At 65.3% G+C, this 22,041-nt stretch carries 21 protein-coding genes; 10 read left to right on the top strand and 11 right to left on the bottom strand.

Annotation, left to right across the window (positions count from 1 at the left end; genetic code table 11):
- Positions 1–5: 5 nt before the first annotated feature.
- From D4754_RS12325 to D4754_RS12290, 8 genes are all read right to left on the bottom strand, one after another.
- A complete protein-coding gene (locus D4754_RS12325) occupies positions 6–392 on the bottom strand; it encodes a response regulator (protein WP_121063930.1) in 387 nt (128 codons plus the stop codon).
- The gene (locus D4754_RS12320) at positions 389–1,306 is read right to left on the bottom strand and encodes a CheR family methyltransferase (RefSeq protein WP_121063928.1); all 918 of its coding nucleotides are present in this window, start codon (positions 1,304–1,306) and stop codon (positions 389–391) included. Before D4754_RS12320 ends, D4754_RS12325 begins: the two co-directional genes overlap by 4 nt.
- 2 nt (positions 1,307–1,308) lie before the next feature.
- Positions 1,309–1,773, bottom strand: coding sequence for a chemotaxis protein CheW (locus D4754_RS12315; protein WP_240453865.1), 465 nt, complete (start codon positions 1,771–1,773; stop codon positions 1,309–1,311).
- A 3-nt stretch (positions 1,774–1,776) separates the two neighbouring features.
- The gene (locus D4754_RS12310; protein ID WP_121063926.1) at positions 1,777–3,984 is read right to left on the bottom strand and encodes a chemotaxis protein CheA; all 2,208 of its coding nucleotides are present in this window, start codon (positions 3,982–3,984) and stop codon (positions 1,777–1,779) included.
- Between the two features lie 37 nt (positions 3,985–4,021).
- Complete coding sequence (locus tag D4754_RS12305; protein WP_121063924.1) at positions 4,022–4,387, bottom strand: response regulator; 366 nt, start codon at positions 4,385–4,387, stop codon at positions 4,022–4,024.
- 20 nt (positions 4,388–4,407) lie between these two features.
- Positions 4,408–4,794: an STAS domain-containing protein gene (locus D4754_RS12300; RefSeq protein WP_121063922.1), complete on the bottom strand. Its 387-nt coding sequence runs from the start codon at positions 4,792–4,794 to the stop codon at positions 4,408–4,410.
- 119 nt (positions 4,795–4,913) lie between these two features.
- A complete protein-coding gene (locus D4754_RS12295) occupies positions 4,914–6,185 on the bottom strand; it encodes an NAD(P)/FAD-dependent oxidoreductase (protein ID WP_121063920.1) in 1,272 nt (423 codons plus the stop codon).
- Between the two features lie 17 nt (positions 6,186–6,202).
- Entirely contained in the window at positions 6,203–7,423 is a 1,221-nt protein-coding gene (locus tag D4754_RS12290) for a YbfB/YjiJ family MFS transporter (protein WP_121063918.1), read from the bottom strand.
- Between the two features lie 198 nt (positions 7,424–7,621).
- Here D4754_RS12290 and pheS point away from each other — a divergent pair, with 198 nt between their 5' ends.
- The 4 genes from pheS to aroQ all read left to right on the top strand — a co-directional run bounded on the left by pheS (position 7,622) and on the right by aroQ (position 12,441).
- Entirely contained in the window at positions 7,622–8,695 is a 1,074-nt protein-coding gene (gene pheS / locus D4754_RS12285) for a phenylalanine--tRNA ligase subunit alpha (RefSeq protein ID WP_121063916.1), read from the top strand.
- A 222-nt stretch (positions 8,696–8,917) separates the two neighbouring features.
- A complete protein-coding gene (locus D4754_RS12280) occupies positions 8,918–9,337 on the top strand; it encodes a cupin domain-containing protein (protein ID WP_121063914.1) in 420 nt (139 codons plus the stop codon).
- A gap of 262 nt (positions 9,338–9,599) precedes the next feature.
- On the top strand, positions 9,600–11,993 hold the full coding sequence (gene pheT, locus D4754_RS12275) for a phenylalanine--tRNA ligase subunit beta (RefSeq protein ID WP_121063912.1): 2,394 nt from the start codon (positions 9,600–9,602) through the stop codon (positions 11,991–11,993).
- A 4-nt stretch (positions 11,994–11,997) separates the two neighbouring features.
- Entirely contained in the window at positions 11,998–12,441 is a 444-nt protein-coding gene (aroQ, locus tag D4754_RS12270) for a type II 3-dehydroquinate dehydratase (protein ID WP_121063910.1), read from the top strand.
- Positions 12,442–12,746: 305 nt separating this feature from the next.
- Here the strand turns inward: aroQ and ald are convergent, their stop codons facing one another.
- Entirely contained in the window at positions 12,747–13,865 is a 1,119-nt protein-coding gene (gene ald / locus D4754_RS12265; protein ID WP_121063908.1) for an alanine dehydrogenase, read from the bottom strand.
- A 136-nt stretch (positions 13,866–14,001) separates the two neighbouring features.
- Here ald and D4754_RS12260 point away from each other — a divergent pair, with 136 nt between their 5' ends.
- The 3 genes from D4754_RS12260 (at position 14,002) to ppk2 (ending at position 17,063) form a co-directional block, all read left to right on the top strand.
- Positions 14,002–14,460 carry an Lrp/AsnC family transcriptional regulator gene (locus D4754_RS12260; RefSeq protein ID WP_121063906.1) on the top strand — a complete coding sequence of 153 codons (459 nt, stop codon included), beginning with the start codon at positions 14,002–14,004 and terminating at the stop codon, positions 14,458–14,460.
- 7 nt (positions 14,461–14,467) lie between these two features.
- A complete protein-coding gene (locus tag D4754_RS12255; RefSeq protein ID WP_121063904.1) occupies positions 14,468–16,066 on the top strand; it encodes a GMC family oxidoreductase in 1,599 nt (532 codons plus the stop codon).
- Positions 16,067–16,145: 79 nt separating this feature from the next.
- Positions 16,146–17,063, top strand: coding sequence for a polyphosphate kinase 2 (gene ppk2, locus D4754_RS12250; RefSeq protein WP_121063903.1), 918 nt, complete (start codon positions 16,146–16,148; stop codon positions 17,061–17,063).
- A gap of 197 nt (positions 17,064–17,260) precedes the next feature.
- Here ppk2 and D4754_RS12245 read toward each other — a convergent pair whose 3' ends face one another.
- Complete coding sequence (locus D4754_RS12245) at positions 17,261–18,583, bottom strand: PAS domain-containing protein (RefSeq protein WP_240453864.1); 1,323 nt, start codon at positions 18,581–18,583, stop codon at positions 17,261–17,263.
- A gap of 138 nt (positions 18,584–18,721) precedes the next feature.
- Here D4754_RS12245 and D4754_RS12240 point away from each other — a divergent pair, with 138 nt between their 5' ends.
- Positions 18,722–19,678 (top strand): adenylate/guanylate cyclase domain-containing protein, encoded by a 957-nt coding sequence (locus D4754_RS12240; protein ID WP_121063899.1) that lies wholly within the window; start codon positions 18,722–18,724, stop codon positions 19,676–19,678.
- A 158-nt stretch (positions 19,679–19,836) separates the two neighbouring features.
- Here the strand turns inward: D4754_RS12240 and rpsU are convergent, their stop codons facing one another.
- Positions 19,837–20,043 carry a 30S ribosomal protein S21 gene (rpsU, locus tag D4754_RS12235; RefSeq protein ID WP_111732124.1) on the bottom strand — a complete coding sequence of 69 codons (207 nt, stop codon included), beginning with the start codon at positions 20,041–20,043 and terminating at the stop codon, positions 19,837–19,839.
- Between the two features lie 158 nt (positions 20,044–20,201).
- Between rpsU and D4754_RS12230 the strand changes: the two genes are divergently transcribed.
- Positions 20,202–20,879, top strand: a complete 678-nt coding sequence (locus D4754_RS12230) for a COQ9 family protein (protein WP_121064109.1) — start codon at positions 20,202–20,204, stop codon at positions 20,877–20,879.
- A 168-nt stretch (positions 20,880–21,047) separates the two neighbouring features.
- Positions 21,048–22,040, top strand: a complete 993-nt coding sequence (locus D4754_RS12225; protein ID WP_121063897.1) for an NAD(P)H-quinone oxidoreductase — start codon at positions 21,048–21,050, stop codon at positions 22,038–22,040.
- Position 22,041 lies beyond the last annotated feature (1 nt).

Raw genomic sequence — 22,041 nt, 5'->3', positions numbered from 1 at the left:
GTTCCTCACAGTCGGCCGACAACCGTCTCGATGCACTTCTTCATTTTCGGCGTATCAAACGGCTTTTGCAGATAGTTGTTCATCGCCAGTTTCTGCCCGCGCCCCAGGGTTTTCGCATCGGCCCTGCCGGTGACCAGCACGAACCCGGTGCGCGCCGTTTCCTTGTGGGTCCGGATTGCTTCAAGCAGTTGCAACCCGTCCATGCCTGGCATGTTCAGATCGGAAATCACCAGGTGAACCGGCTGGGTCGCCAATGACTGGAAGGCGCGCGCGCCGTCATTTTCGGTGCGATAGTGACGAATGCCAATTTCGTCCAGTGCTTGTGTGATCAGGCTTCGGCTGATTGCCATGTCGTCGACAACCAGAATCCGCAAACTATCCTTGATGCTCATCGGATGACCTCGGGGCTATAGGGCGCGGAAGCGGGAATCATCTCCGGACGCACGATTGCATCGGTGCGCAGGAAGACCCCTGAACTCAGCGGCCGGAAAAATGCACTTTCAGTGCCGAGCCTGTGCTCTGAATGCCCGACATAGAGCCGGCCATCGGATTTCAGCCGTTCGGCAAAGCGCAGGCGCAGGAAATCCTGGGTTTCTTTCTCGAAGTAGATGGTTACGTTTCGGCACATGATGACGTCGAAGAAGCCGCTGAAAGGCCAGGCCTGCAGCAGATTGAGTTTCCGGAAGGCTATGATCTGTCGCGGTTCATTGCCCACCTCGCGTTTTTCGGCCGTGGCCGGCGCAGCGACGAAGTAGTTCTCCAGGTAGCGCTCGGGGACGGTCTTCAGCCGCTTGTTGAAGTAGATGCCCTGCTGCGCCGTCGCGATCACTTCGGGATCGATATCCGTGCCCAGTATGCGGAAGTCGAGCGTCGCCGCTTCTGGGCACATGTCGAGCACCGTGAAGGCGAGGCTGTAGGCCTCCTCTCCGGTCGAGCACCCTGCAGACCAGATGCGCACACGCTCGCCGCGACGGGCGGCCTTGATCAGGCCGGGCAGCACGGCTGCACGCAGATCGTCGAAATGTTGAATCTCCCGGAAGAAATGGGTCACGTTGGTCGTCAGCAGCGAAATCATCCGGGCGCGTTCGTCGTGCCCCTGATCGCCTTCCACCAGACGGCGGTAGGTGTTCATGTCCGGCAAGCGCAGTTCCCGCAGACGTTTCGACAGGCGGGATACGACCATCGCGCGCTTGAAGTCCGGCAGGTAGATGCCGGTTTCGAAGTAGAGCAGATTGGCAAGCGCTGCGAAGTCGGCATCCGAGAGATTCAGATCCGGTTCGGTCGCGCTCTGTTGCGCTGGCCCCATGGTCAGAGTGCCCCCTGTCCGGCCGGCATGATGCTTTTCAGGTCGAGCGCGCGCAGCAACTGTTCGTCGCGTGCGAAGACGCCCTCGATGAAGTCCTTGGTCTGATTCGATGCCACATCGGGGGTCGGTTTCATTTCTTCCGGACGCACGGTCAGGATGTCGGACACCGCTTCCACCAGGAAGCCCACGGTGCTGTCGCCCAGTTTCACGATGATGATCACGTGGCGAGGATTGGGTTCCGACCGGCCGAGCCCCAGCCGCATCGACAGGTCGATGACGGGCAGAACGGTGCCGCGCAGGTTCATGAGCCCGGTCACGTAGTCCGGCGCATGTGGCAGCTTGGTCGTTGGCGTCCAGCCGCGGATTTCCAGCACATGGCCAATGTCTATACAGAAGCCCTGTCCCTTGATCGTGAAGGACACGATTTCGCGCAGGCCGGTCGAGGTTTGTTCCATCACGTCGGACATAGGTCACACTCCGAAATCCGAAAAGTCGTCGAAGATATCACCGCTGGCGCTGACGCTGGCGGCGGCGGTTCCGGGACCGGTCGAGGTGAATTGATCGGTATCGGCGATCAATGCGATTCGACCGTCCCCCAGAATAGTGGCGGCGGCGATGCCGGGGACCTGGCGGTAGTTCTGCTCCAGCCCCTTGATGACCACTTCGCGCTGGTCATACACGCGGTCCACCGCAAGAGCGGTGCGTTGCCCTGTATCGGTTTCGATCAGCAGCAAGGACTGGTCCGAAAAATCGCTGACCCGGCCGCGGAACCCAAGAGATTCCCCAAGATCCACGATTGGCACCAGCCCGTCGCGCATCGACAGGACACGCTCGGAATCGCCCAGGCAGTGCATGGCCGCCTCGCTGGCGCGGACGGTTTCCCGCAAGGTCGTGGTCGGTACGACGATCTTTTCGCCCGCAACCTCCACGATCATGCCTTCGAGTACCGCCAGCGTCAGCGGCAGGCTGATCGAGAACACTGTTCCCTTGCCCCATTCCGAGGCGATCGAGACGCGCCCCCCGAGGGCCTGGATTTCGCTGCGCACCACGTCCATTCCGACGCCGCGGCCCGACAGATTCGAAACCTTTTCGCTGGTGGAGAACCCGGGCGCAAAGAGCAGGTTGTCGATTTCCGCGTCCGACAGGTCGTCCCCGGCGGCAATCAGACCCTTGGAAATGGCAAGTTCACGCACCTTGGGGCGGTTGATTCCGGCGCCGTCGTCGCGCAGTTCGATAATGACGCGGCCGGAGCGATGCGCGGCGGACAGGGTCACCGTTCCCAGGGCCTTCTTGCCTGCGGCTTCACGTTGTTCGGGCTTTTCCAGCCCGTGGTCGATCGCGTTGCGGATCATGTGCGTCAGCGGATCGACGAGCCGTTCGATGACGGTCTTGTCGACTTCGGTGGCTTCACCTTCAGTCACGATGCGCGCGTTCTTTCCCGTCTCGCGGGTGACTTCGCGAACGATCCGCGACATGCGCTGGAAGAGACCACGTACCGGCTGGGCGCGGATAGCCATGACGCTTTCCTGGAGCTCGCCCGAAAGCTGGCGCAACTGGCCCATTGCATTGGCGGCAGGCCCATGTGCGGACATTGCACTGTCGGACATGGCCTGGCGCAACATGGCTTCGCTGATCACCAGCTCGCCCACGATGTTGACCAGCCTGTCGACACGTTCCAGTTCGACGCGGATCGTGTCGCGGGCGGCCTTCCCTTCGGGCTTCTTCGCCGCGGGTTTGGCCGCCGAAGGTGCGCTGGGTGCGGCAGCAGCGGTCGTCGGTGCGGCGGCGGCGGTCCCGGCATCGCCGGTATCCACGTTGCCAGGGCCGTCTTCATCCGGCGTTTCGCCGCCGCCTGCCGGCGGTTCGGCCGCCTGGGCCGTGCTGGGCGGAAGATCCGGGACGATCTCGAGATCGCAGAGATCGGATACGAAATCGAAGACCCCTTCGATTCCGTCGCGTCCGGCTTCGGTTTGCAGTGTCAGCGTCCAAGAGATGTAGGGACGATCCCACTCGATCTCGGAAAAGGCGGGGACCTCGGTGAGGTCCGCGGTTGCTTCGACCGGGCCGAGCGCCCGCAAGGCGCGGAAGATCAGAACCGGATCGTGACCGGTTTCGAACAATTCGTCCTTCGGTGCGAAGCGAATCGTGTACCTGGGCGGCCCGGTCGGTGCCGGCGCTTCACCGGTGTCGATGCTGCCGAGGTCGGGCAGGCCGAGATCCAGGTTGATCGGCTGGAAGGCACCGATGGCGGCCACGTCTTCGGCGCTGGTATCGGGGTCTTCCTCCTCGGTTGCGGAACCCTCGACATTGGCCGTACGGCGCAGATCGGCAACCAGGGCTGCGGCCCGGTCGGGTTCGACCTCGACACCGCCATTCGCCGCCTCGACCAGGTAGCTTAGGTGATCGCCCGCGGCGTAGAGCAACGGCATGAGGTCTTCATCGGCCGACAGCTTGCCTTCGCGAAGCAGGTCGAGGACGTTTTCGAAGATATGCGAGAACTCGGCCAGGGCATTGAGATGGAAGGCTCCGGCGCTGCCCTTGATGGAGTGCACCGCGCGGAAAATCGAGTTGACCGTTTCACTGTCGTCGGCGCCTTCTTCCAAGCTTGCAAGCCCGTCGGAAAGCGTTTCGAGAAGTTCTTCGCATTCTTCGAAGAAGGCTGTGCGTAGATCTGTCATGAGCAGTCTCCTCCGGGAACCGGAACGCGGGAGCGGGTCACGCCACGACCATCCGGATGGCGTTCAGTAGTTTTTCTTCTTCGAACGGCTTGACGATCCAGCCCGAGGCACCGGCCTTGCGGGCTTTCATCTTCAGTTCGGCGGCGCTTTCCGTGGTCAGCACCAGGATCGGCAGGGCGCGCAGGTTCTTCTGCCCGCGCACCGCCTCTATCAGGCCGAAGCCGTCGAGCTTCGGCATGTTGATGTCGGTGATCAGGAGGTTGGGCACCTGTTCGGTGATGCGTTCCAGCCCCTGCGCGCCGTCTTCGGCCAGGTCGACCTCGTACCCGGCCTCGACAAGCGCCTGGGACAGCATGGCCCGCATCGTGCGGGAATCGTCGACCGCGAGAATTCTCTTCGCCATTTTCTGTCAGTCCTCGTCAGTCAGCTGTCGAATACGGAATCGGAAACGCCGAGTTCCTTCAGGCCGTCCAGAAAACCGGACGATGGGTTGCTTACGGTGAATTCTGCCTTGTCACGCTGCCACTGGGCGTGGGCCGACAGCAGCAATTGCAGGCCGAGCGTTCCGAGGAACGTCACCTTTTCAGCGTCGACTTCGAGCGCTGAATGACGTGCGGCCCCGATCCGTGCGGCGAGATCCTCGCACACGGTGAAGTCGACCAGTTCCGGCAGTCGGATGCAGCCGTGATCGCCGGTTGTCCCGGCGGCAGCGGCGTCCGATGCGCCTTTCGCTTTCCCAGCCGCGGGAAGGGAGTCGTCCGACGTTGGGGTGTCGTCCGAATCATTTGCCTGTGGCATGTCTGCTGTCATGTATTTGCGCCCGTTCGCCCGATGTCGCGATGTCCGGCAGACGTTATGCGCAAAAACTTAATAGACCGTTCCGTGTTCCGGATTGAGGCCATTGTAATTCGAAGGAATTGCGAAAGACCCTAGAACCGGGCCGATACCGCATGCAGCGCCGTGGCCCCGGTTTCGAAGATCGTGCTGCGCAAACCGGGCGCTTTCAGCCTGTAGGGTGCGATCGGGGCGACCGGCAGACGGGACGGATCGGCGCCCAGAGATACCTCGGCCAACCGCGTGCCGAAGAGGGTCCCAGGGCCGATACCGCGGCCGGAATAGCCGTGCACGGCCAGGCCATTCGGGCCGAGGCGCTGGATCTCCGGCAGGTGGGCCGGTGTCATGGCGATTCGTCCGAACCAGACCTGCTGGAACGGTGTGCCTTTCAGATGCGGGAACAGGCGTGCCAGCTTGCGTTCGGCCCAGCCGCGATGAAGGCCGCCGCCCGGATGGTCGAGCGCGCCCATCGCGCCAAGGATCACGCGCCCCGCAGCGTCGGTGCGCAGCGACGTCATGACAGGCGCGGTGTCCCACAGGCCCTCGCCACCGGGAACGACCTGTTCCGCAAGGCCCGGGGCCGTCGCGGCCTGAAAGAAGTGCACAAGCAGATGTGGCGGTGTTTCGGCGCCGCGGAAGGGCTGGTGATAGGCGTTTGTGGCCATGATCATCGCGCCCGCCCGGATCGTCCAGCCCGGTGCGGAAAGCGTCCAGCCCTCGCCATCGGGTGCGATTCGCTGCACCGGGGTGGCTTCGTGGATCAGGGCGCCGGCGGTCTGCGCTGCGCGGGCAAGGCCACGGTTGTAGGCCAACGGCTGGATGGTGCCCGCGCGAGGATCGAAGAGTGCGCCGCCGAATGCATCGGTGCCTGTCCGGCTGGCGGTTTCGGTGTCGCCCAGCAGCGAAACCGGCGCGCCGCGGGCGGTAAGCTGGGCGTGGCGGTTCTGCAGATCGCGCAGGCCGGAGGGCGCGTGGGCACAATGAAGCGTGCCGCTGCGGACGGGCTCGCACGCGATTGCGTGTTCGGCGATCAGGTCGAAGACCAGGTCCGGCGCGGTGGCAAGGAGGGTGGACAGGCGCTCCCCGGTCTCGGGGCCCAACTGGGCTGTTATAGTGTCCGGCGGCAGCCAGAGGCCGGCGTTCACCAGTCCGACATTGCGTCCCGATCCGCCATGGCCGATTCGGTTGGCTTCCAGCAGGCAGACCCTGGCGCCGGCTTTCGCGGCCGCCAGTGCCGCGGCGGTGCCGGTGAAGCCGCCACCGATGATGGCCAGATCGACCGAAATGTCGTCCGTCAGGGCAGGGGCCGAGAAGGTTTCGGCCGCGGACACGGCCCAGAGGCCATTGGAATTGGGATCTCCGGTCATGGCGCGGGCTCCTGCGGTCAGCCGGTCTTCAGTGGACGTTGGAGAATGGCCGAGAGCGCGCCGGCGAGCAAGATGCAAGCGGCGGCGATCAGCGCATTGCCGATATCGCCCGTCAGGTCACCCACAAGCCCGGCACCGATGGGGCCGATCGTCTGCGCCACGGCGAAGACAAGCGTAAAGAGACTGATCGCCTGTCCCCAGACCGCCGGCGGCAGGTTCTGGCGCGAGAAATTGGTGACCGCGGCGGGCGACTGGAAGACGGCCAGCCCGACGACAGCGGCGGAGAGGAGAAGCCCGGCCGTCGTCGGCATCGCAAGCGGCAGCAGCGTTCCGATGGCGACGGACGCGAGGATCAGGGCCAGCGGCAGCCCGCCGGCAAAGCGGGCGAACAGACCGCGCCACAGGAAGGGTGACAGCACGATCCCGGTGCCCATCAGCACCCAGGCAAGCGAGATCTGCGCGGCGCCCGCATCCCGTTCGGTCATCCACGCGGCAATGAAGGTCAGGTAGACGATATAGCCCAGCCCGAAGCCGGCATAGCCGCCGATCTGGCCCAGCATCGCACGGACCGGCAGGCGGGCGGCGGTGGGGCGGGGGGCGTTGGCCGGCGGGCGCAGCGCGGTACCGGACCAGAGGCTGAGGGGCGTGAGCAGGACGCTCATGATCCCGATGGCGATCCATCCGTAGGGCCAGCCGGCGGTGCCGTAGATCTCCAGCACCCAAGGGAGGGTTGCACCGGCCAGCCAGATGCCAAGCCCCCCGCCCACGCCGAAATAGATCGCGATGGCGAGCGCATTGCGGCGGGCGTCTCCGGGAAACAGCGCCGCGGCCAGCGCGCCGCCGGTGGAAAAGGACAGCGCGCCGAAAAGGCCGGTCAGGTAGCGCCAGACGGATTGTCCGACCAGCGATTCGGCAAAGCCCGTGGCCATCAGCGTGATCATGGTCGTAAGGACGCCGATATTGAACAACAATGCCGGGCTGACGCGTCGGATCAGGATGTAGGAGGCTATGGCGCCGGTCACGTAGCCCAACGCGTTCGCGGTGTTCAGCCAGCCCGCTTGGGCATAGGTCCAGCCGAACTCTGCCTTCATCGCGGGCAGCAGCAGACCGTAGGCAAACCGCGCGAACCCGTTGGTCACGCACAGCCCGAACGTGAGCCCCGCCAGGATCAGCCACTGGCGGCCAAGCGCGGGCGCGGGTGGCTCTATCCCGGCGTCGTGCAGGGGGGCGGCCGTCATCGGGCGGCCGGGGCTTGCATGCAAGCTGGTATGGTCGTCATCGTGGTCTCTCCCTCCCGGCGAACCTAGGCGCGGGATTTCCGCGCTGTCCACCGGTTCGCCGCGTCGCTTGGCCGCCCGCCTGCCTTGCAATCGCGGGGCGGGGCGGCTAACCGAGGCGCGAAGAAAGCCGCTCTGGCCGGGAATGGACGACGCATCATGGACGATCTGAAAAACAAGTACCTGGCCGAGATCGCCGAGGCCGCGGACGAAAGCGCGCTGGAAGCGATCCGCCTGGCCGCGGTGGGCAAGAAGGGCGAAGTGTCCCTTAAGATGCGCGAACTGGGCAAGATGACGCCCGAGGAACGCCAGACCGCCGGCCCGAAGCTGAACGCTCTGAAGGACGAAATCAACTCGGCGCTGGCCGCGCGCAAGGCCGCGCTGGGCGATGCCGCGCTGGAAGAGCGTCTGCGCACCGAATGGCTCGATGTCTCGCTGCCGTCGCGGCCGGGGCGGCAGGGCACGCTGCATCCGATCGCTCAGGTCACGGAAGAAGTGACCGCGATCTTTGCCGAGATGGGCTTTGCCGTGGCCGAAGGGCCGCGCATCGACACCGACTGGTACAATTTCGACGCGCTGAACATCCCGGCACACCATCCGGCCCGGGCCGAGATGGACACGTTCTACATGCACCGCGCCGAAGGCGACAATCGCCCGCCCCACGTGCTGCGAACCCATACCTCGCCCGTGCAGATCCGGACGATGGAGGCCAAGGGCGCGCCGCTGCGCATCATTTGCCCGGGCGGCGTCTATCGTGCGGATTACGACCAGACCCACACGCCGATGTTCCACCAGATCGAAGGGCTGGCCATCGACACGGATATCTCGATGGCGAACCTGAAATGGGTGCTGGAGGAGTTCTTTTCAGCCTTCTTCGAGATCGACGGCATCAAGACCCGCTTCCGCGCCTCGCATTTCCCGTTCACCGAACCCTCGGCCGAGGTCGACATCCAGTGTTCGTGGGTCGACGGTCAGCTGCGCATCGGCGAGGGCGACGACTGGATGGAAGTGCTGGGCTCGGGCATGGTGCACCCCAAGGTGCTGAAGGCGGGCGGCGTGGATCCCGAGAAGTACCAGGGCTTTGCCTTCGGCATGGGGATCGACCGGATCGCGATGCTGAAATACGGCATCCCCGACCTGCGCGCGTTCTTCGACAGCGACCTGCGCTGGCTGCGGCACTACGGCTTCTCGGCGCTGGATGTGCCGACCTTGCGCGCCGGTCTGTCGCGGTAGGTTTGACGGGGGGCTTTCCCCCCGACCGGCCCTGCCGGGCCGGTCTCCCCCAAGGTATTTGTGGACCAAAGAAGCCGGGCGCCGGGTCGGTGGCCCCCGTGTATCGCGCCGACTGTTCTGGAACCTTGTCGCGAAACTTCGTTGCCAAGAGGGTGCCGTAAGGGCAATCAGGGGCGGCAATTGTCGATACTGCGCGATGCCGCGCCGTGGAGGAGGAATCGGATGGTCCATTTGAAACGCGCCGCCATCGTGGCCCTGTGCCTTGCCGCGGCTGACGCGGCGGTCGCGGACAGCGAGTACCCGCCGCTGGAGATGCTGCTCCAGACCGACAAGACAGTGATCGGACAGCCCTTCGAATACCCGTCCGGCACGGCTCAGATCACGGCCGCCATCGTGACCATGGCCCCGGGGGAGAGCACCGGCTGGCATGTCCACGACGCGCCTCTGTTCGCACATATCCTGCAGGGCGAGATCACCGTCGACTATGGCCCGGATGGCCCGCGCGTCTACAAAACCGGTGACAGTATCGTCGAGGCCTTCAAGACCCGTCACAACGGCACCAACACGGGCGCCGTGCCTGTCCGGATCCTGGCCGTCTTTGCCGGTGTCGAAGGCGTGCCCAATACGGTGAGCGAGAAGTAGTGGACCGCGTCACGCGCCGCGGGGCTAGAGCCGCCTCTGGCGGGAGTACTTGGGAAAAGAGAAAAAAAGCCTCTCCTTCTTCTCTTCTTTCCGGAAATACTCCGGGGGAGTCCTCCCGGCACGGGAGGGCGGGGGCAGCGCCCCCATTGTCGCCGCCTGCCACGCCGCGCACCGCCTGCGCTTGCATCCATGGGCGTTCTTTGCCATTGCACGGCCCAAACGCTCGCGCCCGTCTGCGCGAGGCAAAGAAGGGCGCGATGCGATGAAATTCACCCTGTCCTGGCTGAAGGAACATCTCGACACCGACGCGTCGGTGGACGAGATCGCCGAGGTGCTGACCGATCTGGGGCTGGAGGTCGAGGAGATCTCGAACCCGGCCGACCGTCTGTCGGCCTTTACCATCGGCAAGGTCGTGAAGGCCGAAACGCACCCGGATGCCGACCGCCTGCGTGTCTGCCAGGTGGCCACGGACGAGGGCGACCTGCAGATCATCTGCGGCGCGCCCAATGCGCGGGAAGGCATCACCGTCGTCGTCGCCAAGCCGGGGACTTACATCCCGGGGCTCGATATCACCATCAGCGTGGGCAAGATCCGCGGCGTCGAGAGTTACGGCATGATGTGTTCCGAACGCGAGATGGAGCTTTCGGAGGAACATGACGGCATCATCGAGCTGCCGTCGGGCGAGGTGGGGCAGAGCTTCACCGACTGGCTGGCGCAGAACGATCCGGCCAAGGTGGATCCGGTGATCGAGATCGCGATCACGCCCAACCGGCCCGATGCGCTCGGCGTGGCCGGGATCGCGCGCGATCTGGCGTCGCGCGGGCTGGGGACGCTGAAGACGCCGCTGATTGCGCCTGTTGACGGCACATTCCCGTCGCCCGTCGACGTCTCCATCGACGAGGACACCCGCGACGGCTGTCCGATCTTCGCCGGTCGCGTGATCCGCGGCGTGAAGAACGCGCCCAGCCCGGCCTGGCTGCAGGCGCGGCTGAAGGCGATTGGCCTGCGTCCGATCTCGGCGCTGGTCGATATCACGAACTTCTTCACCTACGACCTGAACCGCCCGCTGCACGTCTTCGACGTGGACAAGATGTCGGGAGATCTGCGCGTTCACCGCGCCAAGGGCGGCGAGACGCTGGAAGCGCTGGACGAGCGGACCTACACGTTCCAGCCCGGCCAGATGGTCATTTCCGACGACAACACGGTCGAGAGCATCGGCGGGATCATGGGCGGCGAGCCGTCGGGCGTGAGCGAAGAGACCACCACCGTCTTCGTCGAAAGCGCCTGGTGGGATCCGGTACAGATCGCGCTCACTGGCCGGGCGCTGAAGATCCATTCCGATGCGCGCTACCGGTTCGAACGCGGGGTCGATCCGGCCTCGTGCATACCGGGTGTCGACGCGGCGACGAAGATGATCCTGGACCTGTGCGGCGGTGAGCCATCGGAGATGGTCGTGGCCGGCGACGTGCCCGATCAAGCCCGGGCATACAAGCTGGACCCGGCGCGGGTGCAGAGCCTTGTGGGCATGGAGATCCCCGAGGCCCAGCAACGCGCCACGCTGGAGGCCCTTGGCTTCCGGCTGGAAGGCGACATGGCCCATGTGCCCAGCTGGCGCCCCGACGTGCAGGGCGAGGCCGACCTGGTCGAGGAAGTGGCGCGCGTCGCATCGCTGACCAAGCTGGAAGGCAAACCGCTGGAGCGCGTGCCCGGCGTGCCGGCCCCGGTGCTGACCCCGGCGCAGAAGCGCTATGGCGCGGCGCGGCGGATGACGGCGGCGCTGGGGTACAATGAATGCGTCACCTATTCCTTCATCGACAAGGCGTCGGCTCAGCTGTTCGGCGGCGGCGATGACGCGACGATGCTGGAAAACCCGATCTCGTCCGAGATGTCGCACATGCGCCCCGCGCTGCTGCCGGGCCTCTTGCAGGCCGCCGCGCGCAACCAGGCGCGTGGCTTCATGGATCTGGCGCTGTTCGAACTGGGGCCCGCCTTCCATGGCGGGGAACCGACCGAGGAACACATGCTGATCTCGGGCCTTCTGGTCGGTCGGAGCAGCCCGCGCGACGTCCATGGAGGATCACGGCCTGTCGACGTGTTCGACGTGAAAGCGGATGTCGAGGCGGTCCTCGCGGCGCTCGGCGCGCCTGAGAAGGTGCAGATCCTGCGCGGTGCGCAAAGCTGGTGGCATCCCGGACGGCACGGTCGGATCTGCCTTGGCCCGAAGAAGATGCTGGGCGTCTTCGGCGAACTCCATCCCAAGGTGCTGGACGCGATGGACGTGAAGGGCCCGGCGATGGCCTTCACCATCTGGCCCGACGAAGTGCCGATGCCGCGGAAATCGGGCGCGACCCGGACGGCGCTGCACCTGCATGACCTGCAGGCGGTGGAGCGCGATTTCGCCTTCGTCGTCGATACGGATGTCGAGGCGCAGGTGCTGGTCAATGCAGCCCAGGGTGCCGACAAGGCGCTGATCGAAACGGTGCGGGTCTTCGATGAGTTCGTTGGTGGCTCGCTGGGCGAGGGGCGGAAGTCGCTCGCGCTCGCCGTGCGGATGCAGCCGACCGAGAAGACGTTGACCGAGGCCGAGATCGACGCCGTGTCGCAGAAGATCGTCGACAAGGTGACGAAGGCGTCGGGCGGGACGTTGAGAGGGTAGGGCCATGACCAAGACGATCTACGTTCTGAACGGCCCGAACCTGAACCTGCTGGGCCAGCGCCAGCCGCTGATCTACGGCGCCGAGACGCTGGACGATGTCCGCACGCTTTGCGAGGCGGCCTGCGGCGAGGGTTTCGAGGTGCGGTTCGAGCAATCGAACCACGAGGGAGCATTGGTGGATCTGATCCACGAGGCGCGCGAGAAAGCGGCTGGGATCGTGATCAACCCGGCCGCCTATTCGCATACCTCGGTCGCGATACTCGATGCGCTGATGGCCTTCGACGGCCCGGTGATCGAGGTCCATATCTCGCAGGTCCACAAGCGCGAACCGTTCCGGCATCATTCCTATGTGTCGAGCCGCGCGGACGGGATCGTGATGGGCTTCGGCACGCAAGGCTACGTTGCCGCCGTCCGTCATATATGCGCGGTCATCGACGCCCAGGGCTGATCGGGACAATTTTCCCGGTTTGGTTAACCTCTTCGTAACCAATTGTTTGGCATGATGAGGGTGTCCAGACTTGGGAGGGTTCTTTCTCCTGAACGATCCTCCGAAGACGTGCCGGACCGGTGTAGGGGTCACACCTGGTCCGGCACACCCTGGACAAGGGAACGAACCTTCGTACTCCTTCGCGGCCGCCGGTGATGCCTTGCATCGCCGGCGGTTTGCGTTTGGAGCGGAGCGTTTGGGGGCTCTGCCCCCGTCCCCCCGAGGTATTTGAAGACCAAAGAAGTGGGGGGCCTCTTCCGGTGGCGTCAGGCCTTCAGGGCCAGCGTGGGAGACAACACGTCGATCCCCAGCGCCTTGCCGACGGCGTAGTTCGTCAGCCGGCCGGCATGCACGTTGAGACCGTTCAGCAGGTGCGGATCTTCCGTCAGCGCCTCGCGCCAGCCCTTGTCGGCGAGCGACAGCAGGAAGGGCAGCGTCGCGTTCGTCAGCGCGATGGTCGAGGTGCGCGCGACAGCGCCCGGCATGTTGGCGACGCAATAGTGCATGATGCCGTCGACCTCGTAGATCGGATCGGCATGGGTGGTGGCGTGGGACGTCTCGAAACAGCCGCCCTGGTCGATGGCCACGTCGACAAGCGCCGCGCCGGGCTTCATCTTGGAGAGCTGCGCGCGCGAGATCAGCTTGGGCGCTGCGGCGCCCGGGATCAGGACCGCGCCGATGACGAGGTCGGCCTGCTCCACCAACTCGGCCGTGGCGCCGGGGGTGGAGAACTGGTTCTTGAACGTGCGCCCGAAGACATCGTCGAGGTATTTCAGCCGGGACAGGGAGCGGTCCAGCACCGTCACGTCCGCGCCCATTCCGGCCGCGATGCGCGCCGCATGGGTGCCCACGACACCGCCGCCGATCACGACGACCCGCGCCGGGCCAACACCGGGCACGCCGCCCATCAGCACGCCGCGGCCGCCATTGGCCTTCTGCAGTGTCCAGGCGCCCACTTGCGGGGCCAGACGGCCCGCGACCTCGGACATCGGGGCCAGCAAGGGCAGGCCGCCGGTCGCGTCGGTCACGGTTTCATAGGCGATGGCGGTGCAGCCGCTGTCCATCAGGTCCTTTGTCTGGTCCGGATCGGGGGCGAGGTGGAGATAGGTGAACAGCACCTGGCCGTCGCGCAGTTTCTTGCGCTCGGCCGCCTGCGGTTCCTTGACCTTCACGATCAGGTCGGCCTGGGCGAAAACTTCGTCCGCCGTGGCAAGGATAGTGACCCCGGCATCGACATAGGCCGCGTCGTCAAAGCCCGAGCCCGCGCCGGCGCCGGTTTCGACCAGCACCTCGTGCCCGTGGGCGATGGCCTCGCGCGCGGCGTTGGGTGTCAGGCCGACTCGGAATTCCTGCGGTTTGATTTCCTTCGGGCAACCGATCTTCATGGCGGGATCCTCCTTTGATTTTCCGGGAACCTAGCGCATTTGCCGTGCAATTTCCGATCAAATCGGGCTCGCCCCGATCCGGTATTTCGGGATAGTCTTGCGCGAGGTGGGTCAATTTCGGGAGAATCTTCGATCAATGGACTGTGATGCAACGGACATGCGTATCCTGGACCATCTTCAGCGGGACGGTCGTGTGTCGAACGCGGACCTGGCCGAACGAGTGCACCTGTCGGCCTCGGCTTGTCACCGGCGGGTGCAGCGGCTGGAGGCGGCTGGCGTCATCCGCAACTACGTCGCCCGGCTGGAGCCGCGGCGGCTGGGGCTGACAACCACGGTCTATGTCGAGATCACGCTGCAGGCTCAGGCCGAGGCAGTGATGGAGGCGTTCGAAAAGGCGGTGGTGCTGATCCCGGACGTGCTGGAATGCCACCTGATGGCGGGCACGGCGGATTACATCCTGAAGGTCGTGGCCGCCGATACCGAGGATTTCGCCCGCATCCACCGCGAACGTCTGGCCCGCCTCCCGGGGGTGGCGCAGATGCAGTCGAGCTTCGCGCTGAAGACGGTCTTGGAAACAACCGCGCTGCCCCTATGATCGGGCCATGACAGGGGACTGGGACTATATCATCGTGGGCGCCGGCAGCGCCGGCTGCGTGCTGGCCAAGCGGCTGGCCGAGGCGGACCATGCCGTGCTGCTGCTGGAAGCGGGCGGGCGCGACACCTACCACTGGGTGCATATCCCGATGGGGTATCTCTATTGCATCGGCAATCCGCGCACCGACTGGATGTTCCGCACGGCGGAGGAACCGGGCCTGAACGGACGGTCGCTCATCTATCCGCGCGGCAAGGGGCTGGGTGGGTGTTCGTCGATCAACGGGATGCTCTACCTGCGGGGACAGGCGGCAGACTACGATGGCTGGCGGCAGATGGGTCTGCCGGGCTGGGGTTGGGATGACGTGCTGCCCTATTTCCTGAAGTCCGAGGATTACGCCGAAGGCCCGTCGGACCATCACGCGCAGGGCGGGGAATGGCGGGTGGAAAAGCAGCGGCTCCACTGGGATGTGCTGGACGACTGGGCCGCCGCGGCCGAAGCCTGGGGCCTGCCGAGGGTCGAGGATTTCAACCGCGGCAACAATGAAGGCGTGGGCTATTTCCGCGTGAACCAGCGCAGCGGCTGGCGGGTCAACACGGCCAAGGCCTTCCTGCGGACGTCCAGGGCCGCGCGACTGAAGGTCGAGACGGAGGCGCATACCACCGGGCTGATCTTCGATGGCGGCCGTGTCGTGGGCGTGGCTTACGATAAGGGCGGCCGCGGCGGAGAGCGTCGCGAGGCGCGGGCGAAGGCCGAGGTGATCCTTTCGGCCGGGGCTATAGGCTCGCCGCAGATCCTGCAGCTTTCGGGGATCGGGCCGGGGGATGTGCTGGCAGGGCGGGGCATCGATGTCCGGCACGAGGTGCCGGGGATCGGCGCCAACCTGCAGGACCATCTGCAACTGCGCTGCGCGTGGCGGCTGACCGGAGCGAAAACGCTGAACACGCTGGCCGGTTCGCTGATGGGCAAGGCACGGATCGGGATGGAGTACGCACTGTTCCGGACGGGCCCGATGTCGATGGCGCCCAGCCAGCTGGGGGCGTTCTCGCGCTCGCGCCCGGATCTGGAGACGCCGGATCTTGAATATCACGTCCAGCCCCTGTCGCTGGAGGCGTTCGGCCAACCATTGCACGCCTATCCGGCGATCACGGCCAGCGTCTGCAACCTGAGGCCCGAAAGCCGCGGGACGGTGCGGATCGGGTCGGCCGATCCCCATGACGCGCCGGTGATCGCGCCCAATTACCTGGACACCGAAGGCGACCGACAGGTCGCGATCGCGGCGATCCGGCAGGCGCGCGCGATCATGGGGCAGGGGCCGATGGCGCGCTATGCCCCGCAGGAAATGAAGCCGGGGATCGACAGCGACGGGCCCGAGGATCTGGCGCGCGCGGCGGGCGATATCGGGACGACGATCTTCCACCCCGTCGCAACCGTCGCGATGGGAGGCGCGGACGCGCCGCTGGATCCGCAGATGCGGTTGCGCGGTGTGGACGGTCTGCGTGTCGTCGATGCCAGCGCCATGCCCAGGATCACCAGCGGCAACACCAATGCGCCGACGATCATGATGGCGGAAAAGGCGGCAGACATGATACTGGCTGACGCAGGTTGAGACAGTATAAGTGGTCTGACACCATAGTGTTACAAGCGCTCGCTACCGCAAGCCCACTGGTTTCTGAAAGGATGTGACGATGTCGGATGCAGATGACGACGGGCCGATGGACTGGCTTGAGGCCGAACTGCAGGACACGTTCGACGAGGACCTGGAGATCGAGTTCGCGGAACCGATGCTCTCCCAGGAGATCCGCAAGATCTACAACGAGCAGCATCCCGAGCAGCTGGATCGCCGGACCTATTTCCGCAACCTGCTGCGGCTGCAATCGGAACTGATCAAGGTGCAGGACTGGGTCCAGCACTCGGGTGCCAAGGTCTGCATCCTGTTCGAGGGCCGCGATTCGGCGGGCAAGGGCGGCGTGATCAAGCGGATCACCCAGCGCCTGAACCCGCGTGTCGCGCGTGTGGTGGCCCTGTCGGCCCCCACCCCGCGCGAGCAGAGCCAGTGGTACTTCCAGCGTTATGTCCCGCACCTGCCGGCAGGCGGCGAGATCGTGTTCTTCGACCGGTCCTGGTACAACCGGGCCGGCGTTGAACGCGTGATGGGCTTTGCCACGCCCGAGCAGGTCGAACAGTTCTTCCAGGACGTTCCGGAATTCGAACGGATGCTGGTGCGGTCGGGAATCATCCTGCTGAAATACTGGTTCTCGATCACCGACGAGGAACAGCAGCTGCGCTTCCTGATGCGAATCCACGATCCGATGAAGCAGTGGAAGCTGTCGCCGATGGACCTGCAATCCCGCATAAGGTGGGAGCAGTACACCAAGGCCAAGGAGGCGATGTTCGAACGCACCAACATCCCCGAGGCGCCGTGGTTCATCGTCGAGGGAAACGACAAGAAGCGCGAGCGGCTGAACTGCATCGAGCACCTGCTGACGAAGATCCCCTACGAGGAAGTGCCGCACCAGAAAGTGGTCCTGCCCGAGCGCGAATTTTCGCCCAATTACGAACGCCAGGTTCTGCCGGACGAACTGTACGTGCCGAAGATCTACTGATCCCGCTCCCGGTCCGGTGACAACTGGGCAGACTCCCGGCGTTTGTCGTGGTTTCGACGGGGTAGGGGGCGCTGTCCCCGTCCGGGCCTGCGGCGCGGACTCCCCCGGAGTATTTGGAAAAAGAAGAACAGGGGACGCGCGCTTTTTCCTTTTCGATTGTTTGGGCGTGACGTGCCTGAGATGGCAGGGGCGGGCGCCTAGCCGGCTTTCTTCAGCTTGATCGGACCCGGCGGCGCGGCGCGCACAGGGCGGGGGCGGTCGTAGGTGCTGGCCACGTCGATGGCACGTTCCAGTGCGGTGTTGCGTTCGACGATGCCTTTCAGGGCGACATCCATCGCCTCCTGCACGCGGGCGGTTTCTTCCAGCAGCTGGAAGGAGACCGACCCGCTGCGGTCGAGCCGGGCGGTTTCGATCAGGCCCACATCGCCCGTCACGCCTAGGGCGCCGACATGTTCCTTCATCTCGTCGCAGCGCCACTGGAAGGCGCGGACGCGGGCCTGCATGTCGTGCAGGCTGTCGCGCGCGCGGTCGGAATAGTCGTGGCTCTGGGCCGTGAGCAACTCGGCCTCGCGGGTCTGGTCGAGTTCGGTTCCGTCCTCGACATGTTCGTCGCGGAAGAGCGAGACGATTTCCGTCTGGATACGGGCGACGATCAGCAGGAACAGACCTTCGTGGATCCGGTCGGACACGTCTTCGGCGCTGGCGATGAAATCGACCACCTGGGCTTTCAGCATGTCGCAGACCCGCGCGAAGTTCGACGAGATCACGTTGAAAAGCTGCCGGTGCGCCGCGTCCTTCGAGGAATGGATCGACAGGTTGATGGCTGTGTATTTCAGCTTTTCGCAGAGCCGCAGGACCGATTTCGCCTCATCGAGGTTTGCCGCCGACATTTCCAGGATCCGGCCCATCGCGCAGCCGGCGTCACCGACCGAGCCGTGGAGCGCCTTGTCACGCGCGCAGGTCTCGGCCACTGCCGCGCGGGCCTGGAAGGCCGCGTAGTTGCGCCAGCCGAGGTCCCCCAGCCGCGCCAGAAGGGCGGGGCCCGAGATGTCGGCGGCCAGATCGTCGGCCAGTTCCGCCTGCCGCAGCTTGCGGTATTCGCCTTCGACCGCGGGAAAGAGCGTGGAGGACGGTTTCAGGCGCACCGACAGGAAGCCGCCGTCGATCGGCGTGACGATGGCGAAGACCCAGTAATACTGCCCGGTTTTGGCGCGGTTCTTCACGTAGGCACCGATGGGGCGGCCGGACTTGATCGTCTCCCACAGCAGGTAGAACACCGCTTTGGGCATGTCGGGATGGCGGATCAGCTTGTGGGGCGCGCCGATCAGGTCGTCCCAGGAATAATGCGACACTCGCTGGAACACGCTGTTGCCGGACCGGATGACACCGCGGTCGTCCGTGCGGGAAAAAAACAGCTCCTCGATCCGGAAATGCGCCTCGTTGCGTTCGCCGGAGGGGGAGGACGGGTTCCGCATCGCGATGGCTCCTTCCGTTGCAGACGGGGGAGTGTTCGCAGCCATCGCTTAAAATCCCGGTAAGATCGTGGTCGTGTTGCGGCAATTGGCGTGGTGCATTGATGGCCGTCGCGAGGCCGGCGAAGGTCTGTTAAACGGTCGGAACCGGGGTGTTCCCCTTGCACGTCCCTTCGGAGTCGACCCATGTCCCAGACCGAACCGTCCGATCCTATCCGCCGCAAGCTGACCACGATCCTTGCCGCCGATGCCGCGCAGTATTCGGCACACATGCGACGAGACGAGACGGGCACCTACGCGGCGCTGCACAAGGCGCGGGGGGTGTTCCAGAGGATGATCAACCATCACGGCGGGCGGATTGCCAACACGGCGGGCGACGGTCTGATCGCGGAGTTCCCGTCGGTGGTCGAGTCTGTGTCCTGCGCCATGGATGTGCAGCGCGAGCTGGGGGAAATGGCCCCGTCCGCGGGCGAGCGGCTGGATTTCCGGATCGGCGTTCACCTGGGCGACGTGATGGTCGACGGCGACGATCTGCTGGGCGACGGCGTCAACCTTGCCGCGCGATTGCAGGAGATGGCCGAGCCGGGCGGGATCCTGATCTCGCGCCAGGTGTACGACCAGGTGCGGTCGAAACTGTCGGTGTCGTTCGAGTCTTTGGGCGGTCACCGGCCCAAGAACTTTGTCGAGGATGTGGAGGTGTTCCGCATCGCGACCGGGGCCGCAGACGCGCCGCGCCCCGATGCGCGGCCGACGGTCGGTGTGGCAGGCCCCGAAGCGCTGCGGCCTGATCCGGAGGGCGGCCGCACGTTCGGGCCGGGGCCGGAGGGGCGGGCAAAGTTCATCCGGTGTGCCCAGCTGACCGGGATCGGCCTTGTCGCACTCGCGTTGATGGACGTGGTGACGGGCGGCGGCCTGTTCGTGCACTGGGTGATTGTCGCGGCGCTGATGACGCTGGGCATCACCGGGGCCGGGGTCTATGCGCCCGATCCGACCTGGGCGCGGCGGATGCGTTATGCGGCGATCTCCGCAGGCGTGGTGGCGATCAACCTGTTCACGTGGAGCGGCGGGTTCTGGGCGATCTATCCTCTGATCGGGATGGGCGTGGCCGAGGCGCTGGCGACCCTCCGGCCCGCGCGCGACTGAAACACCGCCCAGGACGGAAAGCGCAGCCCCCAAAAAAGCGAAAACCCCCGAGCGGTGCTGCGGGAGTTTCCTGTCGTTTTCAGATATCGTCGTTCAACTGTCGACGGATCGCCAAGCCTGCCAGGCGCCACGGTGCGGCGCATGCGCGGCTCGGGGTCTCAGAGAAGACCTTCGCGTTGTGCCTTCTTGCGCGCGAGCTTGCGTGCACGGCGGATCGCTTCGGCTTTTTCCCGGGCGCGTTTTTCCGACGGTTTCTCGAAATGCTGCTTGAGCTTCATTTCGCGGAACACGCCTTCGCGCTGGAGTTTCTTCTTGAGCGCGCGGAGCGCCTGGTCGACATTGTTGTCGCGAACACTGACCTGCATGTGGTTGTCACCACCTTTCTAGAAACGAGTTGCAAGGGAATTTGCAGGAGTTGGCCTTTTAGCAGGGGAAGGTTACGTTGTCCAGTGAAGAGCTCGATTTGAAAGGACCTGCCATGTCAGATGCCCAAGAGAGCACTGCAAACGAAACGTCAAACGAAATGTCGACCGCCAGCGACCGGATCCTGGACGCGGCGCTGAACCATGTGCCCTTTGACGGGTGGTCGACCACGACCCTGCGCGCGGCCATCGCGGAGGCCGGCGTGGCGCCGGCGCTGGGGCGCGCGCTGTTCCCGCGCGGCGGCGTGGATCTTGCGCTGGCCTACCACGACCGCGGCGACCGGGCCATGCTGGCCCGGCTGGAGGAGACGGACCTGACGGCCCTGCGCTTCCGTGACCGGATCGCCACGGCGGTGCGGTTCCGGCTGGAGGCGGTGGAAGACCGCGACCTGGTGCGGCGGGGCATGGCCCTTTTTGCGCTGCCGATGCATGCGGGCGACGGGACCAAGGCCGTCTGGGGGACCTGCGACCGGATCTGGACCGCCCTGGGCGACAGCTCGGACGACGTGAACTGGTACACGAAACGGGCGACGCTTTCGGGGGTCTATTCGTCGACGCTGCTGTTCTGGCTGGGCGATGATAGCGAGGGCCACGAGGCGACCTGGGCCTTCCTGGACCGGCGGATCGACAACGTGATGCAGTTCGAGACGGTGAAGGCGAAGGTGAACGAGAACCCGTTCTTGAAGCCGTTCCTTGCTGTCCCGAACCGGCTGCTTGGCCAGATCAAGGCGCCGGTCGGTGGCGAGAGCCTGTTTCCCGGGCGCGTCTTCCGGAAGTAGGTTCGAGGTTTTGCGCTGCGCGTTTGCGCGTCGCCCGGGCGGGGGGCTGCCGCCCCCGCACCCCCCGCGCAGGGGGAGGATCCCCCTGCACCCCCGGACCGGCTCGCGTTCCGGGTGGGGCTGTGATTAGGGTCTGGGCACTTGCATTCGACAGATGAGGAACAGGGTATGGGCGATCAGATGATGCGCGTCGTGGAGATCCGGGAATTCGGCGGACCGGAGGTTCTGACACCGGGCACGCGGGAGATCCCCGAGCCGGGGCACGGGCAGGTGCTGATCAAGGTCGCCTATGCGGGCGTGAACCGGCCCGACGCGATCCAGCGGTCGGGCAACTACCCCGTGCCCAAAGGGGCGAGCGACCTGCCGGGGCTGGAGGCGTCGGGCGAGGTCGTGGCCGTGGGGCCGGGGGTGACCGAATACGCGGAAGGCGACATGGTCTGCGGGCTGTTGCCCGGTGGCGGGTATGCCGAGTACGTGGTCACCTCGGCGGCGCATTGTCTGCCTGTTCCCAAGGGGTTGAGCCTGAAGGAGGCGGCCTGCCTGCCCGAGACGTTCTTTACCGTCTGGACCAATGTCTTCGACCGCGGCGGCCTGAAAGCGGGCGAGCGGTTTCTCGTGCACGGCGGATCGTCGGGCATCGGGACGACGGCGATCCAGCTGGCGCGCGAATTCGGCGCGCGGGTTTTCGCGACCGCCGGATCTGCCGACAAGTGCCAGGCATGCCTCGATCTGGGCGCCGAGCGGGCGATCAACTACCGCGAGGAGGATTTCGTCGACATCCTGAAGGCTGAAGGCGGCGCGAACCTGATCCTCGACATGGTCAGCGGGCCCTATCTGCAGCGTGATGTCGAGGCGCTGGCCGATGACGGGCGGCTGGTGATGATCGCCTTCCTGCAGGGGGCGCAGGTCGATTTCAACTTCGCGCAGGTGATGATGCGGCGGCTGACAATCACCGGATCGACCCTGCGGCCACAGAGCGAGCTGGCCAAGGCCGGGATCGCCGCGTCGCTGAGGGAAAAGGTCTGGCCGCTGCTGGAGGCCGGCAAGGTGCGGCCGATCATGGACCAGGAATTCGCGCTGGAGGAAGCGTCGTCTGCCCATGCGCGGATGGAAAGCTCGGCCCATATCGGCAAGATCGTTCTGAAGGTCGCGGGAGAGTAAC

Source organism: Chachezhania antarctica, from assembly GCF_003646465.1.
Taxonomy (GTDB): domain Bacteria; phylum Pseudomonadota; class Alphaproteobacteria; order Rhodobacterales; family Rhodobacteraceae; genus Chachezhania; species Chachezhania antarctica.
The sequence above is the reverse complement of the archived record's forward strand: the minus strand, read 5'-3'. Positions and strand labels throughout refer to the sequence as shown.